Origin of the sequence: Buttiauxella brennerae ATCC 51605 (assembly GCF_001654925.1) — a bacterium.
Lineage (GTDB): Bacteria > Pseudomonadota > Gammaproteobacteria > Enterobacterales > Enterobacteriaceae > Buttiauxella > Buttiauxella brennerae.
This window is the reverse complement of sequence record NZ_LXER01000024.1, coordinates 48499-64412: the sequence shown is the minus strand read 5'-3', so window position 1 is coordinate 64412 and position 15914 is coordinate 48499. Positions and strand designations below refer to the sequence as shown.

Annotated in this window: 13 protein-coding genes; 12 read left to right on the top strand and 1 reads right to left on the bottom strand. The window is 48.8% G+C overall.

The genetic code is table 11. From position 1 onward, the window contains the following. Window positions 1-69: 69 nt before the first annotated feature. From M975_RS14980 to M975_RS14930, 11 genes are all read left to right on the top strand, one after another. Window positions 70-2169, top strand: coding sequence for a methyl-accepting chemotaxis protein (locus M975_RS14980; protein WP_083967902.1), 2100 nt, complete (start codon window positions 70-72; stop codon window positions 2167-2169). After that, on the top strand, window positions 2156-3223 hold the full coding sequence (locus M975_RS14975; RefSeq protein WP_064560737.1) for a chemotaxis protein CheB: 1068 nt from the start codon (window positions 2156-2158) through the stop codon (window positions 3221-3223). The genes M975_RS14980 and M975_RS14975 overlap by 14 nt, the downstream gene beginning before the upstream one ends. After that, complete coding sequence (locus M975_RS14970; RefSeq protein WP_064560736.1) at window positions 3220-4644, top strand: CheR family methyltransferase; 1425 nt, start codon at window positions 3220-3222, stop codon at window positions 4642-4644. Before M975_RS14975 ends, M975_RS14970 begins: the two co-directional genes overlap by 4 nt. A gap of 8 nt (window positions 4645-4652) precedes the next feature. Further along, window positions 4653-6797 carry a hybrid sensor histidine kinase/response regulator gene (locus M975_RS14965; protein ID WP_064560735.1) on the top strand — a complete coding sequence of 715 codons (2145 nt, stop codon included), beginning with the start codon at window positions 4653-4655 and terminating at the stop codon, window positions 6795-6797. A gap of 23 nt (window positions 6798-6820) precedes the next feature. Then, complete coding sequence (locus M975_RS14960; RefSeq protein ID WP_064560734.1) at window positions 6821-7189, top strand: response regulator; 369 nt, start codon at window positions 6821-6823, stop codon at window positions 7187-7189. Between the two features lie 33 nt (window positions 7190-7222). Further along, window positions 7223-8881 (top strand): diguanylate cyclase, encoded by a 1659-nt coding sequence (locus tag M975_RS14955; protein WP_245164445.1) that lies wholly within the window; start codon window positions 7223-7225, stop codon window positions 8879-8881. Next, window positions 8878-9396, top strand: coding sequence for a chemotaxis protein CheW (locus tag M975_RS14950; protein WP_064560732.1), 519 nt, complete (start codon window positions 8878-8880; stop codon window positions 9394-9396). The genes M975_RS14955 and M975_RS14950 overlap by 4 nt, the downstream gene beginning before the upstream one ends. Continuing rightward, complete coding sequence (locus M975_RS14945) at window positions 9386-9736, top strand: hypothetical protein (protein ID WP_064560730.1); 351 nt, start codon at window positions 9386-9388, stop codon at window positions 9734-9736. The genes M975_RS14950 and M975_RS14945 overlap by 11 nt, the downstream gene beginning before the upstream one ends. A 221-nt stretch (window positions 9737-9957) precedes the next feature. Beyond that, entirely contained in the window at window positions 9958-10977 is a 1020-nt protein-coding gene (locus tag M975_RS14940) for a sensor domain-containing diguanylate cyclase (RefSeq protein WP_064560729.1), read from the top strand. A 137-nt stretch (window positions 10978-11114) separates the two neighbouring features. Further along, on the top strand, window positions 11115-12296 hold the full coding sequence (locus M975_RS14935; protein ID WP_064560727.1) for an acetyl-CoA C-acetyltransferase: 1182 nt from the start codon (window positions 11115-11117) through the stop codon (window positions 12294-12296). Between the two features lie 404 nt (window positions 12297-12700). Beyond that, complete coding sequence (locus tag M975_RS14930; RefSeq protein ID WP_064560725.1) at window positions 12701-13387, top strand: porin; 687 nt, start codon at window positions 12701-12703, stop codon at window positions 13385-13387. Window positions 13388-13550: 163 nt separating this feature from the next. Here the strand turns inward: M975_RS14930 and M975_RS14925 are convergent, their stop codons facing one another. Further along, entirely contained in the window at window positions 13551-14726 is a 1176-nt protein-coding gene (locus tag M975_RS14925; protein WP_064560723.1) for an oligogalacturonate lyase family protein, read from the bottom strand. A gap of 393 nt (window positions 14727-15119) precedes the next feature. On the opposite strand from M975_RS14925, the gene kduD reads away from it, so the two are divergent. Continuing rightward, on the top strand, window positions 15120-15881 hold the full coding sequence (gene kduD, locus M975_RS14920) for a 2-dehydro-3-deoxy-D-gluconate 5-dehydrogenase KduD (RefSeq protein ID WP_064560722.1): 762 nt from the start codon (window positions 15120-15122) through the stop codon (window positions 15879-15881). The last annotated feature ends 33 nt before the right edge of the window (window positions 15882-15914 follow it).

The following is a 15914-nucleotide window of genomic DNA, read 5'->3' as shown; positions in this document are numbered from 1 at the left end:
AGTGATTACTGCACGTAGCAAGATATTAATTCGGCATTAATTTCACATTATCTAGATCACTGGAATCTCATGCATAAATTTATAAACATGCAGCAACCTGCGGAAGCTGAAGCCTTAGATACGACGGAAAAATTTCTGACATCATGGCTGCATAAGTTGCAAATCGGTGTCGCCATGAAACTGGGCCTGATGCTGGTTTCATGCATTGCCGTATTGTTGATTGGTGCATCCTTCCTGCTTTCGTCGTATCTGGCGACTCAGTTGCAAAGTAATGCACTGGAAGTTCTGCGTTCTAATACGCGAATTTTCCATAATAACATTACGACTGAATACAAAAGGGTATTGCGGGACGCTGAGCGTTATAGCAACGTTTATATTAACAATTACCAGAATATGTCCCCGGCACCGCTGCGTTCGCTGGATGAAAAATCGCTTAAAGCGTTATTAAGTGATACCAGCATCAATGCTCATTTCACTGAGTTAACCAGCGTATTCGCTTCCACCTTAGTGCGTGAAGGCGATCAGTTTGTACGCGTTTCTTCTACCTTGCAGGGTAAAGAAGGCAAAATTGCCACTTCTACCGTTCTGAGCCATGACAGTCCTGCCTATGCAGCATTACTCAAAAACAAACCATTCTCCGGCGTGGTGGTGATTTACGGAAAACAATTCATTAGTCACTACGAACCGATCGCCGATAAATTCGGCCAGGTTGTCGGTGCGGTGGCAATTGGTTTTGATGTCAAACTTGCCTTGCAGCCGGTGATTAAAGAATTGTTAGCTGTGCATATCGGCGAGGGGGGTTATGCATACGTGCTGGATGCGGGCTTTAGTCCAGGAATGATGGTTGCGCACCCAACTTTAGTGAATCAGCATGTTGAAAACCTGACCGACGCCCATGGTTACAAGCGCTACTCCGATATTCTGGCGCTCAAAAACGGCACAATTTATTACGAAACCGTGAGTGGATATGGCGCAGCACCTCGCAAAAGAGTGGCGGTGTTCGAATATATCGATGGGATTAACTGGATCATTGCCACCACCAGTTATGTTGATGATGTTGCCCGCAGCAGCAACCTGGTACGCAATAGCTTGCTGCTTTTCAGTCTGCTGCTGATGCCGGTGATTTTACTGTTGATTGCCGGAACCAGCCGAATTCTGATTTCCAAGCGCTTGAAGAACGTATTGAAGATTTCACAATCGATTGCTCAAGGCGATCTGACTGTGGATGTTCATATCGATCATAAAGACGAAATTGGTGAGTTACTGGGCGCCAATGAAAAGATGAGAGCATCGTTACATGCGTTGGTCGGTGGGGTTGTTTCTCATGCTCAACATGTACATGAAGCGGCACTAAAAATCACTGAGGCCGTTGATGGCCAGGCTTCGACTAGCGTTCAAACTTCGTCATCTGTTGCAGAAATCACCTCGACGATGGAAGAGTTATCGGCTTCCTCTACGCAGATTGCAGAACATTCTCGCGCAGTGGTAGACATTGCCAATGTGACTCTTGATGACTGTAACAAGGGGTCCGATTCGATGGGTGAGTTGCTGACTCGTATGTCTGATATCGACAGCGACAACCAGCAAAGCATGCGCGAAATTATGATGCTGGGTAACAAGTCTAAAGAGATCAGCCGCGTGATGGTGATCATCAATAACGTTGCCGATCAGACCAAGCTCATCGCCTTCAATGCTGCACTGGAAGCCTCAAGTGCGGGCGAGTCAGGTAAACGTTTCTCGGTGGTTGCGGCAGAAATTCGCCGCCTGGCAGACTCCGTTACCGAGTCGACCTTTGAGATTGAGAACAAAATCAGCGAAATTCAAAACTCGATTAATCGACTGGTTCTCAACGCAGAAAAAGGCAGCAGCAGCATTAAAGCGGGTACCAAAGCCTGCAAAGTCAGCGCCGATCGTTTACACGATCTTGTGGCTACGGCTGAGCAAACCTCCACTGCGGCTATGCAGATTTCTCTGTCAACTCAACAGCAGAAAACGGCCAGCAATCAGGTTGTTATGGCTTTACGTGAAATTGTGGTTGCCAGCAATTATACCTCGCAATCAATTAAAGACATTTTGTCTATCAGCCAGGATATGACTCAGTTATCCGAAGAGTTGAACCAGGCTTCTCAGTCGTTCAAGTTGACGGATAGACCTGATGACCAGGCCTAAAATCCGGGTGCTAATCGTCGATCATGGCAGTGTGTCGCGCAATGATCTGATTAGACAACTTGAGATCGATAAAAACATCGTGGTGGTGGGCCAGGCTGTGCATCGCGAACAAGCGGCGAGCCTGGTTCAAAAGATGACGCCGCAACTTCTGTTGCTGACGTTAGGTGCGCCAGGTCCGGAAAACGTAGAAACCGTTGAAACGATCATGGCGACCTGCGCAATTCCTATCATGGTGATGCGCTATTATTCCGACGCGCAATGGGATGCAGAGTTCATCACGCGTGGTGCGCTGGCAGTGGTGAGCAATCAAGGGGACTCCTTGTCTGCGACCAAAGCCCTGCACCGCCAGGTCGAAATGCTGGTCGGTGTTAAAGTGATTCGCCATATCCAGGGGTTGCGCCACAATCCTGAATTTCAGTCAGATAGCCCCCAGATGCCCGTCTTTGACGAGGTGTATCAACGCAAGTGGCCTTATGTGCTGGCAATTGCCTGCTCAACCGGTGGGCCACAGGCGCTGAGCAAATTACTGCAGGCACTGCCTGCAGATTTTCCGTGTCCGATTATTATCGCTCAGCATATTGCCGATGGTTTTGCCAAAAGCATGGTTGAGTGGCTCGATAGCGTCACCGGACTTAATGTGCAGCTCGCTCAGGAAAATGACGTTTTGTGTGCCGGTCATGTCTATATCCTGCCTCCCGAACACCATCTGGTGGTGAAGAAATACCATCGCTTAGTCGCCATTCCTCGTAAAACGAGTGATGTCTATCATCCGAGTTGTAATTTGCTGCTGGAGTCTGTGGCAGAAGTTTATGGTGACAAAGCCGTCGGACTCATCATGACCGGCATGGGTAGTGATGGGTGCCATGGAATTGAAGCTATCTATAAAAAGGGCGGCAAAACGCTGGCTCAGGATGAAGTCACATCGGTCGTGTTCGGTATGAATAAATTCGCCATCGATAAAAATATCGTCCATAAAATTCTGCCACTGGAAAAGCTTGCCGCGACTTTGCTGTCGATGGCGCGTCTTGGCTCGTCTGAGGGCAAACAGCCATGATCCCAAATATTGCGGCCTTTAAAACACTTATCAAGGATAGAGTGGGTCTGCATTTTTTTAATGGTATGGAAGGATTGCTCAATGCAGCATTGCATCAGCGTATGTCTGAGCGCGGCAAAGAGAGCTTCGAAGAATACTATGACAAACTGAGTGTCTCAACGACCGAGTTCGACAAACTCTTAAGTTTGCTGACTATCAACGAAACGTACTTTTTCCGTGAACAAGACGTGCTGGATATCGTTTGCGACAAGCTGGTGCCGCGTATCCTTGAGCAGCGCAGCGGGCCGGTACGCATCTTAAGTGCAGGCTGTTCATCCGGTGAAGAAGCCTATTCTCTGGCGATTAAACTCCATCAGAAATACCAGGAGAATTTTGCCAGCCGTGTGGAAATTCATGGCTGCGACATTGATACCAAAATTCTTGAGAAGGCGCGTGCAGCAAACTATTCGAGCTACTCCTTTCGTGGCGTTGACCCGTTACTGCAACAAACCTATTTCACGCGCAATGGTAACCAATTCCAGCTACATGATGTGATTCGCAATAAAGTGCAGTTCCAGCGGGCAAATATTGTCAAAGAACAGCTCCAGCCTAATTTCGACATCATTCTGCTGCGCAACGTGTCGATTTACTTTGACGTCGAAACGCGGCGTCTGCTGCATTTTAACTTGCTCACCATGCTGCAACCGGAAGGGGCGTTGTTCTTTGGTAATGCAGAAACGCTGGCCAATAACTTTGGCATCCTGAAACTGAAGCAGGAGTTCGGGCATTTTTACTTCTGCCAGCCTAAATCTGCGCGAGCACCGCAGCCAACCCCGAGCGCACAGCCACGCATTATTACTCCGGTCATTCCCGCTGAAGCACCGTTTGTTGCGGCTCCAGTTCCTTCTTCACAGCAATGTGACCGCTGGATTAAGAAGGCACTCGCGTGTGTGGCCGATAAACGCTTTAACGAGGCGGAAGAGCTGATAGCTCAGGTGCTGGATAGCGATATCCACCATCAGGAAGCTCTGGTTATCAAAGGCGCAATTGCGCTGGAAAAATGTGAGTTCGAGGAAACCGCTCTCAGTGCGAAACATGTGCTGGAACTGGATGAATGGTCTGCGGAAGCGAAAATGTTGCTCGGACTTGCCATGATGTGGCAGCAACATACCCAACAAGCTATAGCCTGGTTTAAAGAGGTTGTTTATCAACAACCGGGTTACTGGCCTGCCCATTACTACCTGGCGGAAATGTACCGACAAAGTGAGTTATACCGCCCGGCCCAGCGGACTTACCGCATTACACTGCAATTACTCAACGCTGAAATGAACAATACCGGCAACGCCACCGCACTGCGGTTGCCACTGTCATTTCCGAGTAATTCGTTTCGTTTTCTTTGTGAACATCAGCTGGCGCAGTTCACCACTCAGGATGGGCAATAGAGAACCGTATGGCTATCGATCTTAAAAAATTTGTGCTGCGCTTTATTGATGAAGCAAACGGCCATTTACATACCGTAAAAGAGGGGGCATTCCTGCTCTCATCCGGTCAAAATACCGACGCACAAATCGGAGAGATGTTCCGTGCGGCACACACCCTGAAAGGGGGCGCGCGTATGCTGAAATTGCAAAGCATCGCCGATGTCACCCATCAGCTTGAAGAGATATTAAGCGAGCTACGAGATAAAAAGCTCGAGCCTAACCAAAACCTTGGAACCTTAGTTCTTCAGGCTTGCGACTACATTTCAAACCAACTGGCGCAACTGTCGGCAAGTGAAGGTAATAATCAGTTACCTCCGGCTGATGTTACCTTATGTGAGCAATTAGCCCGTGCCAGCCGTGGAGAAATGGACACCGCCGCAGATGAAGTCGTCAGCGCCCCGGTAGAAAAACCAGCCACTTTACCCTCGCTTGAGGTCTTAGACGGTGGGCTAAAACAGGCAGGTTCGGTTCGCGTTAAGCTCGAAAAACTCGATGACCTGATTAACATTCTCGGTGAAGTTGTCGCCAGTCATGACCGCCTTGAACAGCAGGTACAGAGTTTAGTTAATCTGGGGCCGCGCATCTCTCACATGGATGTAGAGCAACTGCGCAAGCAGGTCCTGCAATTTAGCCGCAAACTAAAAGAAGATTTCCAGGTTCAGCATCTTCAGATGTACGAACTGTATGACGTTGCCACCACCATTCGTATGCTGCCGGTATCGATGCTGTTTGAGCCGGTTTCTATGCAGGTGCGTGAACTTGCCGCCTCTCTGAATAAGCAGGTGGACTGCCGTATTTTGGGTGGCGAAGTCGAGATCGACAGACAATTAATCGACAGACTCTCTGAGCCATTAAACCACTTGCTGCGAAATGCCGTCGATCATGGTCTTTGCGAGCCCTCCGAGCGCATCGCTGCCGGGAAATCGGCTCGTGGCACCATCACCCTGACGACCCAACAGGATGGGCGCGGTATTTTGCTGCGCGTAGAAGATGATGGCCGTGGCTTAGATTACCCGGCGATTCGCGCCAAAGCGGTTGCGCGTGGATTAGTCGAGGCTGATGTCGTTGATCAGCTTTCAGAGCTTGAGTGCAACGAGCTTATTTTCCATCCGGGTTTTTCAACCAGCAAGATTGTCACCGAGTTATCCGGCCGTGGTGTGGGGCTGGATATCGTGCGCAAAACGATTGTCACGGATTTGCAGGGGACATTGCAGGTTCATAGCCGCCCAGGGCAGGGAACGACGTTCATTATCCGTTTGCCTATCTCTCTGGCGATGATGCGTATTTTGCAGTTTGAACTGCACAACCATCTGTTTGGCCTTGCCGCACAATATGTGGTTGAAGTGGTTAAATATTCTCGTGGTGAGGTTCGTGATATTGCCGGGCGTCCGGCAATTATTCTGCACAATGAATTTATCCCGGTTATCTCCGCGGCCGAATTACTGCGTATCGACGACAGGTCTGTGGGGCAAAACTCATCGGCCTCTCATGCTAACGACCTGCTGCTTATCATCATCCAGAACCAGTTTGGCAAGATGGCGATGCTGGTGGACAACTTGCTCGACGAACGCAGCATGATGATTAAGCCACTACCGAAGCACATGCAGCAGCAGTTGCTTGTTTCCGGCATGGTTCTGAGCCAGGACAACCAACTGGTCAGTATCTTGCAGGTTCCGGTCCTGATGGAGATGGCGCAAAAACAGGGGCAGCCACGGACCGCTGCGCCTAAGCAGCAAGTTCGACAGAACTCATGGCATGTGCTGATCGTTGATGACTCATTAAATACGCGTGAAATTGAGAAAAACGTTCTGGAAGCACACGGTTATCAGGTCACGCTCGCCGAAGATGGATTCTCGGGGTTACAAAAAGCGCGTCTAACGCAGTTTGACGCCGTGTTAACGGATGTAGAAATGCCGGTGATGGATGGATTTTCACTCACCAAAGCATTACGTGCCGAAGACAATTACCAACATATTCCGATTATTATCGTGACGTCACGGGCTAAAGAAGAAGATCGCCGCCGAGGGATCCAGGTGGGTGCGGATGCATATATAGCCAAGGGTGATTTCGAACAGGACAGCCTCATAGAAACATTAAAAATGCTTTTATGCTGAAGGCTTAAAAAGTGAGAAAAGAGATGCGTGTTTTATTAGTTGATGATGATTTGTTTGCCGCTGAATTGGCTTCGGTATTTCTGGAAATGAGTGGTTATGAAGTGATTCTTGCCGAAAGTGCCATGACGGCATTAGCCAATCTTAATTCTGACGATGGTATCGATTTGGTTATCAGCGATTTCCATATGCCAGAAATTACCGGGCTGGATCTATTAGAGCTTTTACGGGCCAACGGCTGGAAAAAACCTTTTATTTTGCTCAGCGCCAGTGAGATGACTGACATCACCATCATCCCGGATTGTTGGGTGAAGAAAGACGAGAACATGGCAGAACGACTGGTGGCTGTAGTGAGTGAATTACTTAAGCAAGACGCAGCGGCTGAGTCATTATAAATCATGATAAAACAAGAATTTATGCAAAAAACAATGAACACTGCTCAAGATAAAATTGCTCGCTTGCGCCAGCGTTTTTTGCAACGTATTCCCGTGATGCTGGGCCAGGCAGATGATCTGCTGGTCAAATTAGTCGCTGAGCCAAATGAAGTGGATAGTAAGCAATTGCACCTTTTGTTGCATAGCATCCACGGAACCAGCGCGTCGTTTGGTTTCACAAAAATTGCCAGCCAGGCTGCTGAAGGTGAGCACCTGTTAGTGAGCCATTCTGTTTCGGATACGAAATACAACAAGCTTGGCGAGATACTGCAGCGGTTATCTGCACTGACCGAAGAGCAGGCTGAAAGCGCGCGCCGTGGGGCCGATTCTTTAGTTAAGTTCCCGATAGCAGCTTCCTCTCAGGAAGAGGTTGCGATTAACCGCACCATTAAGCCTGTTTATCTGTGTGATGATGAATTCGATCAGGCTGAATTACTGGCAACCCAACTGCGCTGTTTTGGCTTTATCTGTTATGTGTTTACCAACACGGCAGATTTTACCAAAGCGGTGTTATCACAGCCTCCATCAGTGGTCATCATGGATGTCAGCTTCCCGGATCACGCCTACGGTGGCCCGCTTGCGATGTCAGATCTGAGAGAGAAAGTCGGCACACCTTTCCCGGTGCTCTATCTTTCCTGTCATAGCCATTTCCATGCCCGAATCAATGCGATAAAAGCCGGGTGTGATGGTTACTATGTGAAACCCGCATCAACTACCGATTTAGTTCAGGAACTGCACCGTTTAACTCAGCCGTCACTGAAAAAACCGTATCAGGTTTTACTGATTGATGATGAGCCCGAAGTCGCGCAATACAATGCCGAAATGCTGCGTTTGGCCGGAATGGAAGTGCATGTTCTTACGCACATTCCTCATCTGTTGAATGTGCTCAATACGCATCCGATAGATATTGTTCTGATGGACTTCCATATGCCGGAATACAGCGGTGAAGAGCTGACAAAACTCATCCGTCAGATCCCGCAGCATATCGGTTTACCTATCGCCTACCTCTCGAGCGAAACCAATAAAAAAACCCAGTTCGGGGCGATGAGTACCGGTGCGGAAGACTTCATTATCAAGCAGGCTGACCCGCAGGAATTAATTAATGCGGTTTCGATTCGTGCTGAAAGAATGCGTACGCTGCGCGCCCGTATGTCTCAGGATAGTTTGACTGGCCTGTATAACCACTCAACGACGACGCATTACCTGGAAAGCGCCATCACAGAGTCCAACTACAGTGGCGTTCCATTTAGCCTGGTCATGGTCGATTTGGACCACTTTAAAAATGTCAATGATACCTACGGCCATGTCGCGGGCGATCAGGTGATTTTAGGTATTTCACAACTGTTCGCCCATCGTTTACGCAGCACCGATATTGTTGGGCGTTATGGCGGGGAAGAGTTTGCGATAATTATGCCCAGCACTACGCAAGAACAGGCAGCAGCAGTGGTGGAAAGATTGCGCCAGGGATTTGAAAAAATTAACTTCTCAGTCAACCAGACCAACTTCAGCAATACCTTTAGTGCGGGAATTGCCTCCTGGCAGCCAGGAGACAAAATAGAAACTATTCGCGAACGCGCAGACCAGGCTTTGTATAGTGCAAAACAGCATGGCCGTAACCGTTACTGCATTGCTGATGATAAGGAAGTCGCATGAGTGAGCCGTTAGAAGAAATACTCAGCCTTTATCAGCACGAGAATCGGGAAATTGCTAACGTTGACGAACCGCAATGCAGCATTGTTTTGTTTAAACAAGCGGACAAAAATTTTGCATTCTACGGTTCACAAATAAAAGAGATTCTTGCCGAGCGCCCTGTCTCATGGGTGCCGGGCTGCCCTCCTTCTCTTGAAGGGGTGATTAATCACCGTGGCCGTGTTGAGTCGATCATTAATATCAACAGCCTGATTGATGCTCCTTCGCAAGAGGTGTCAGCCAAACGTACGATCTTGATTGGCCGCGGCAATAAAATGCAAAGCGGTATTCTGATCGATAAGCTGGTTGATGTGCTGGATGTCGCTGAAAGCCAGATTCAACCGGCAACGGACAATTTACCTGCTTCGATGCAGAAAATTGTGGTGGGTATTGTTCCGGTGGGGCACGAGTATTTTGCGCTGCTGGATTTGGACAGCGTTTTTGAACGATACCTGGAAAGTAGCGGTTATGCCTCTTAGCCTCGCAGCCGTTCGCATCACTTTGGGTGAGCTGCATATTTATATTCCGGCAACCCAGGTTCAGCGTTGCGTGCTGGTGGACTCCGAAACCCACGCAGTCCAGAGCTTTAGCCAATGGCTAGGCTTGCCGGATGAGCCACAGCGCGGCATGCATCTGCATTTGTTCGTTCCTGCGAGCAACGTGACGGAGGGCTGGTCTTTCTGGGGAGAACTGGAAAACGTGGTTCTCAGGCAGAGCGATATCTTCCCGTTGCCAGAATTATTACATCACTGCTGTCAGCTACCTGCTCTGCGCGCGTTTGTGCAAGATGAAAGCCTTAGCCCTTTATTGAGCTGGTAGAATATTTCACTCTCCTGCGCGTAAAAAAGCTGTCACTGTGAAGGTCGGATTAGCGAAGCGACATCCGACAGCCACGAAACCCTTCAAAAGTTGCCCACCGTCTTCCCGGTGATGTCTCTCAAATGCTATATCTGGCAGGGGACGTCATATTGAAAATATGTTAAAAATGAACCCATCTTCAGCTTTACACTTCATGTTTATAGAAAAGGTAATTCTGCTTTATGTCTGACAATCTTATCGAGCGGATTTCAACCGCATTAGAATCTGAATACACGCTCGAAGGACTCGTCCGACAGTTGCTGGAAATGCTCGAACTGGTCACAAACATGGAGTCAACTTACCTGACGCGCATTGAACCTGACGGTAGTTTCCAACATATCCTTTTTGCTCGAAATTCCCGGAGTATGCAGATCCCCGAAGGCCTTTCGGTGCCGTGGGGTGACACGCTTTGCAAGCGCGCACTGGATGAAGGCAAGCGTTATACCTGTGATGTGGCAAATGTCTGGGGCGATTCGCAGGCCGCAAAGGCATTGGGGATCACCACTTATGTCAGCACGCCCGTCACGCTTGCCGATGGCTCTTTATATGGCACGCTTTGCGCGGCCAGTTCTGAGCATCGTATTCTTAGCGAACGTAGCGAGCAGGTGTTGCAGCTCTTTGCACAGTTGATTGCTCAGCAAATTCAAAATGAGCAACTTTTACAACAGTTGCAGCAGGCAAATGCGGCACTCACCACAGCCAGTTATACCGATGAACTGACCGGCCTGCCAAACCGCCGTGCCGTGTTTGAACAATTGCCAAAACTCTTTTCAAAGGCTCGCCAGGATGCGCGCTTCGTGCTGCTGGCTTTTGCTGACCTGGATGATTTTAAACAGATTAATGATGTTTATGGTCACGATGCAGGTGATGATTTCCTGTGTGCTATCGGGCAGCGTTTACAATCAGGGGCTCGCCCTGACGATATTATCGGGCGGGTCGGCGGTGATGAATTTGTCGTGGCCGGTATTGGGCCAAAAGAATCTGGCATGGCACTGCAAGCTGCGCAGGCCTTCAAAATTCGCCTCTCAAACTTGCTGACCGGCGAGTATCAGCTACATTCCAGTGTGATTAATTACGCAGGCCCGAGTATCGGTGTAGTTGCTATTAACCCGGAACTCACCGATCACGACCAGGCGCTGCGCGAAGCTGATGCCGCGATGTATCTCGAAAAAGATCGTCGCCGGGATCATTTACCTCATTAAATTCCCGAAATAACACGAGTTGCATCGCAGTGGCGAGATAACCCATCCTGATGAGCTTACACAAGTCAGTCATTTGGATGGGTGAGTGTTGCCAACAAAGAGGCCACGTGAATTATGACGGGGGAGCGGAGATAACAATGAAAGATGTCGTAATTGTGGGAGCCGCTCGAACACCCATTGGCTGTTTTCAGGGGGCGCTATCCCCGCGCACCGCTTCAGAATTGGGGAGTGCGGTAGTTAAAGCATTGCTCGAACGAAGCGGCGTCAGCGAGCTTGAAGTCGACGAAGTGATCCTCGGGCAGGTGTTAACCGCAGGGGCCGGGCAAAACCCGGCACGCCAGACGGCGCTCAACAGTGGCCTGCCGTGGTCGGTTTCAGCCATCACGATTAACGATGTTTGTGGCTCTGGCTTAAAAGCACTGCACCTGGCAACTCAGGCCATTCAGTGCGGCGAGGCCGATGTCGTGATTGCGGGTGGTCAGGAAAACATGAGCCGTGCACCTCATGTGCTGGCCGACAGCCGCAACGGTGCCGGTTTGGGAAACAGCCAGTTAATCGACAGCCTGGTTCATGATGGGCTGTGGGATGCCTTCAACGATTACCATATGGGCGTGACGGCTGAAAACCTGGCGCGTGAATATGGCATCAGCCGTGAAAGCCAGGATGCCTACGCACTGGCCTCACAACACAAGGCTCGGGCGGCCATTGATTCCGGGCGCTTTAAAGATGAAATCGTGCCGGTCACGGTAGAGCTCAATGCCGGTAAGTCAGTCATTGTTGATACTGATGAACAACCACAGACCGATGCCAGTGCGGAAGCCCTGGCGTTATTGCGGCCGACCTTTGATAGCCTGGGTAGCGTGACTGCCGGAAATGCCTCATCTATTAATGATGGCGCCGCCGCCGTATTAATGATGAGTGCCAGTAAAGCCGAAGAGTTAAATTTGCCGGTGCTTGCGCGTATCCGGGCCTTTGCCAGTGTAGGCGTCGACCCAGCCTATATGGGCATAGCACCCGTCACGGCAACGCAGCGTTGCCTTGAGCGTGCGGGTTGGCGACTGGAAGATTTGGATCTCATTGAAGCAAACGAGGCTTTTGCTGCCCAGGCACTTTCGGTTGGCAAAATGCTGGAATGGGATGAGCGTAAAGTAAACGTGAACGGTGGAGCGCTGGCGCTTGGCCACCCTATTGGCGCGTCTGGCTGCCGAATATTGGTTTCACTGGTTCATGAAATGGTGAAGCGCGATGCTAAAAAAGGGCTGGCCACGTTATGTATTGGTGGCGGGCAGGGTGTTGCGCTGGCAATCGAACGAGATTAACTTTCCGCTTCACAACGCATACTGAGTCATATTAAGCGCCACTTATTCTTAAGTGGCGCTTTTTTTTATTTGGGTCTTACATGAATTAATCACTGACGGGATTATTCTCAATGATCTTAATTTTGAAGGTGATCTGATTTGAGTTAAATGTTTCAAAAGCGAAATGTAAACACCGGATAACCATATTGAAATATCGTTTTGAATGTGTTTTTGGTTTTTTTTATGTGAGTTGAATCTCTTTTTATTGGCAATTTCCCTTTGTTTTATTGAGGCCCATCACGAAGGTGGGCTTGTATTTTTTTGACATAAATATTTACGATCTCGATCACTAAAATAATGTTCATTTAAAAATAAAATCTAGTTTCATAATAATGAAACGATATTTCAATGAAGGGAATGCGATTATGTTGAAGAAAGCTCTGGGTGTTGTTGTTCTGTGTGGCGTAAGTGTTGTTGCTCAAGCGGTAACAGTTGATTTACGTCACGAATATGTAGATGCAGGCTCGAATGGCGACCGCGTAGCAGTATCACACCGTTTCGCTAATGGGCTGGGCTTTGGCGTTGAAGCAAAATGGAAATCTGGTGGTACTAATAAAGACCAGCCATTTAGTGACATCGTTGGCAGCGGCCATGAAGAATCTATTAACTGGCGCTGGAAAGCGACAGATAATATCTCTCTGACTCCTGGTTTAAATATTGACAGTAACGACAGTAAAACAACCTGGAAGCCATATTTGCATGCGCAATACAGCTTCGATAATGGTTTTTATATCGCCGCTCGTTACCGTTTTGAATATACCCGTTACCCAAATGACAATACCAAAAACGCAGATGACAAAGTTAACCGTGGCGATGCCTGGGTTGGTTATGCGTTGGGTGACTGGCGTACTGAGCTGAACTATGTTTACGCGAAGAGCGACCATCAGATCCGTTCTGATAACGACAAAGACTCTGATGAGTACAACGTGAAATTGGCTTACAAGTGGGATAAAAACTGGGCTCCATATGCAGAGGTGGGCAACGTTGCCGGTAGTAAAACGACTGACGAACGCCAGACTCGTTACCGTGTTGGCGTGGCGTACTCGTTCTAATTATTTAAACTGTATCTAATCCCTCATTTCAGGCCTCCGCGTAGTCAGCGGGGGCTTTTTTGTTTTTAAATCTCTCCTTCTCCATACAAGGAGAGGGGATTAACTATAAAAAAGCCCTCCCGGTTTGGGGAGGGCAAGGGCCTACACAGGGCATACAATATTATCAGGCAGAAATTAACTCAGGATTAGCCGGCATCTTCGCAATATACAGCGCAGGCTTGCCGTCTTTATCGGAGCTGAAAAGAATGGCGCTGTCGTCAGGCGTAAATGATGGATGCGGATGCGTAACCTGGCGGCTATTCGCAAATGTCGCCCAGGAAGTATCGTGGCGAGCTACGCGGAAATAAGCTTTTTTCACTACATCGAAGGCATATAAATACGGATCGTTGTCGATGGTGTAACCACTAGTATCTTTAACATCGACCGGAGTACCGGAACCATCACCCACCAGCAGCGAACCATCAAAGTTACTCATCAAATGTGAACATGCTGGCATCTGCATGACTTCTGTATTTTCGCCGTTGTCCGGGTTGTAACTATAAATGGTGCGGCCTTGCTGGCCTTTCAGGTAAGAAACGTACATCAAGGAAGAGCCGTTTGGCACCCAGAATTCGTGTGTGCAGCTTTCGCCTTCGGCGTGCTCTTTTACTTTACGGACGTTGCTGCCATCTTCGTTGACCATCCACATCCGCGCATCGACCAGGTCGTGCGGGCCTTCGTGACAGAACGCGACGGTGTTGTCATCGAACGGGCGGTAGATTGGGTGGCCGAGCCAGTTTTTTTCCTGGTGGATAACGGCACTTTCACCAGTTTGCAGATCAACACGCAGCAAGCGGCAATTTGGGCCTTTGTGGAAGAAGTCATGGAAGATCTTCCAGTCGTTTAACGGTACCCAATCATCTTTGGAGATTTCGATACCCACAAGTTTTGTGCAATCGCTGTTGGCAACCCATGTGCCGTAGCCAACCCAGTCGGCAGGTACGCGGTACACTTCACGCTCAACCAGAGTCTCAAGATTGACTTCCAGCAGGGTGCGTTCGTTTTTCACATAATAGAGGGATTTGTCATCCGGCGAGAGGAAGCCACCAAAAGTATTGTCGCCCGTGCCTTCCGTTAATTGCACGGCTTCGGCAGCGGCGATATCCAGCAGATAATAGTTCCAGTTACCGTCAAACTCGCCAGCAAACAGTAGCTTACTGCCATCCTGAGTGAAGCATTTTTGATAGAAGTAATTGCGATGGCAGGTTACTTCTGGTGGCGTTAAGCGGGTGACTTCGACGCCTGTGTCTGGGTCCTGGCTTACTTCATAAACCAGCTTAACCCGCATACCTTTAGCCATGATGCTCTCCTTTAGATGGCAATTCATTTCTGCCGAAAATTAATGTTCGAACTTCTGGTGTTAATTTATCAAAACATTGTTTCAATATGTGTGATTGCATTCACTAAACGGTGACAACGTCCACAATACTTCCACCAGACAGATGAGTGCAGAAGGGAAAATTCCGATTAAGCGTGATCGGAATATCAAAATTGGAAAGTATCTTCCATAATTTGAAACAACGTTTCATTTATAATTGAAAAGCGGTTTCAACCAGATTACTATCACTCCATCAAAGATTACGGAACAGAGTTTTCACCGTAAGTGATTTATGAGTTGCGCAATTTGCGTGAACAAAATTTTCCCCAAGATGCTTGCGCTTACAGCAGGCCCGTATAAAAAAAGGAAACCTACATGATTCTGGATTCATTCTCCCTACAAGGTAAAGTTGCTGTTGTTACTGGTTGTGATACAGGTCTGGGCCAGGGTATGGCTATCGGTCTTGCTGAAGCAGGTTGTGACATTGTGGGTATCAACATCGTTGAACCGTCTGAAACCATCGAGCGCGTAACCGCTCTGGGTCGCCGCTTCCTGAGCCTGACCGCTGACCTGCGCCAGATTGATGGTATCCCATCTCTACTTGAGCGTGCGGTTGCTGAGTTCGGCCAAATCGACATTCTGGTTAACAACGCAGGTCTGATTCGTCGTGAAGATGCAATCAACTTCAGCGAAAAAGACTGGGACGATGTAATGAACCTGAACATCAAGAGCGTGTTCTTTATGTCTCAGGCTGTGGCTCGCCAGTTTATTGCTCAGGGCAAAGGCGGCAAAATCATTAACATCGCTTCCATGCTTTCTTACCAGGGTGGCATCCGCGTACCGTCTTACACCGCGTCTAAAAGCGCAGTTATGGGTGTGACTCGTCTGCTGGCAAACGAGTGGGCACAACACGGTATCAACGTGAATGCTATCGCACCGGGTTACATGGCGACCAACAACACCCAGCAATTGCGTGCCGATGAAGAGCGTAGTGCGGCGATTCTTGAGCGTATCCCAGCGGGTCGTTGGGGTCTGCCAGAAGATCTGAAAGGTCCAATCGTGTTCCTGGCGTCAACCGCTTCTGATTACATCAACGGTTACACCGTTGCGGTTGATGGCGGCTGGTTAGCGCGTTAATTTAGAATTGATGTAAAAAAAACCTCCTGAAAT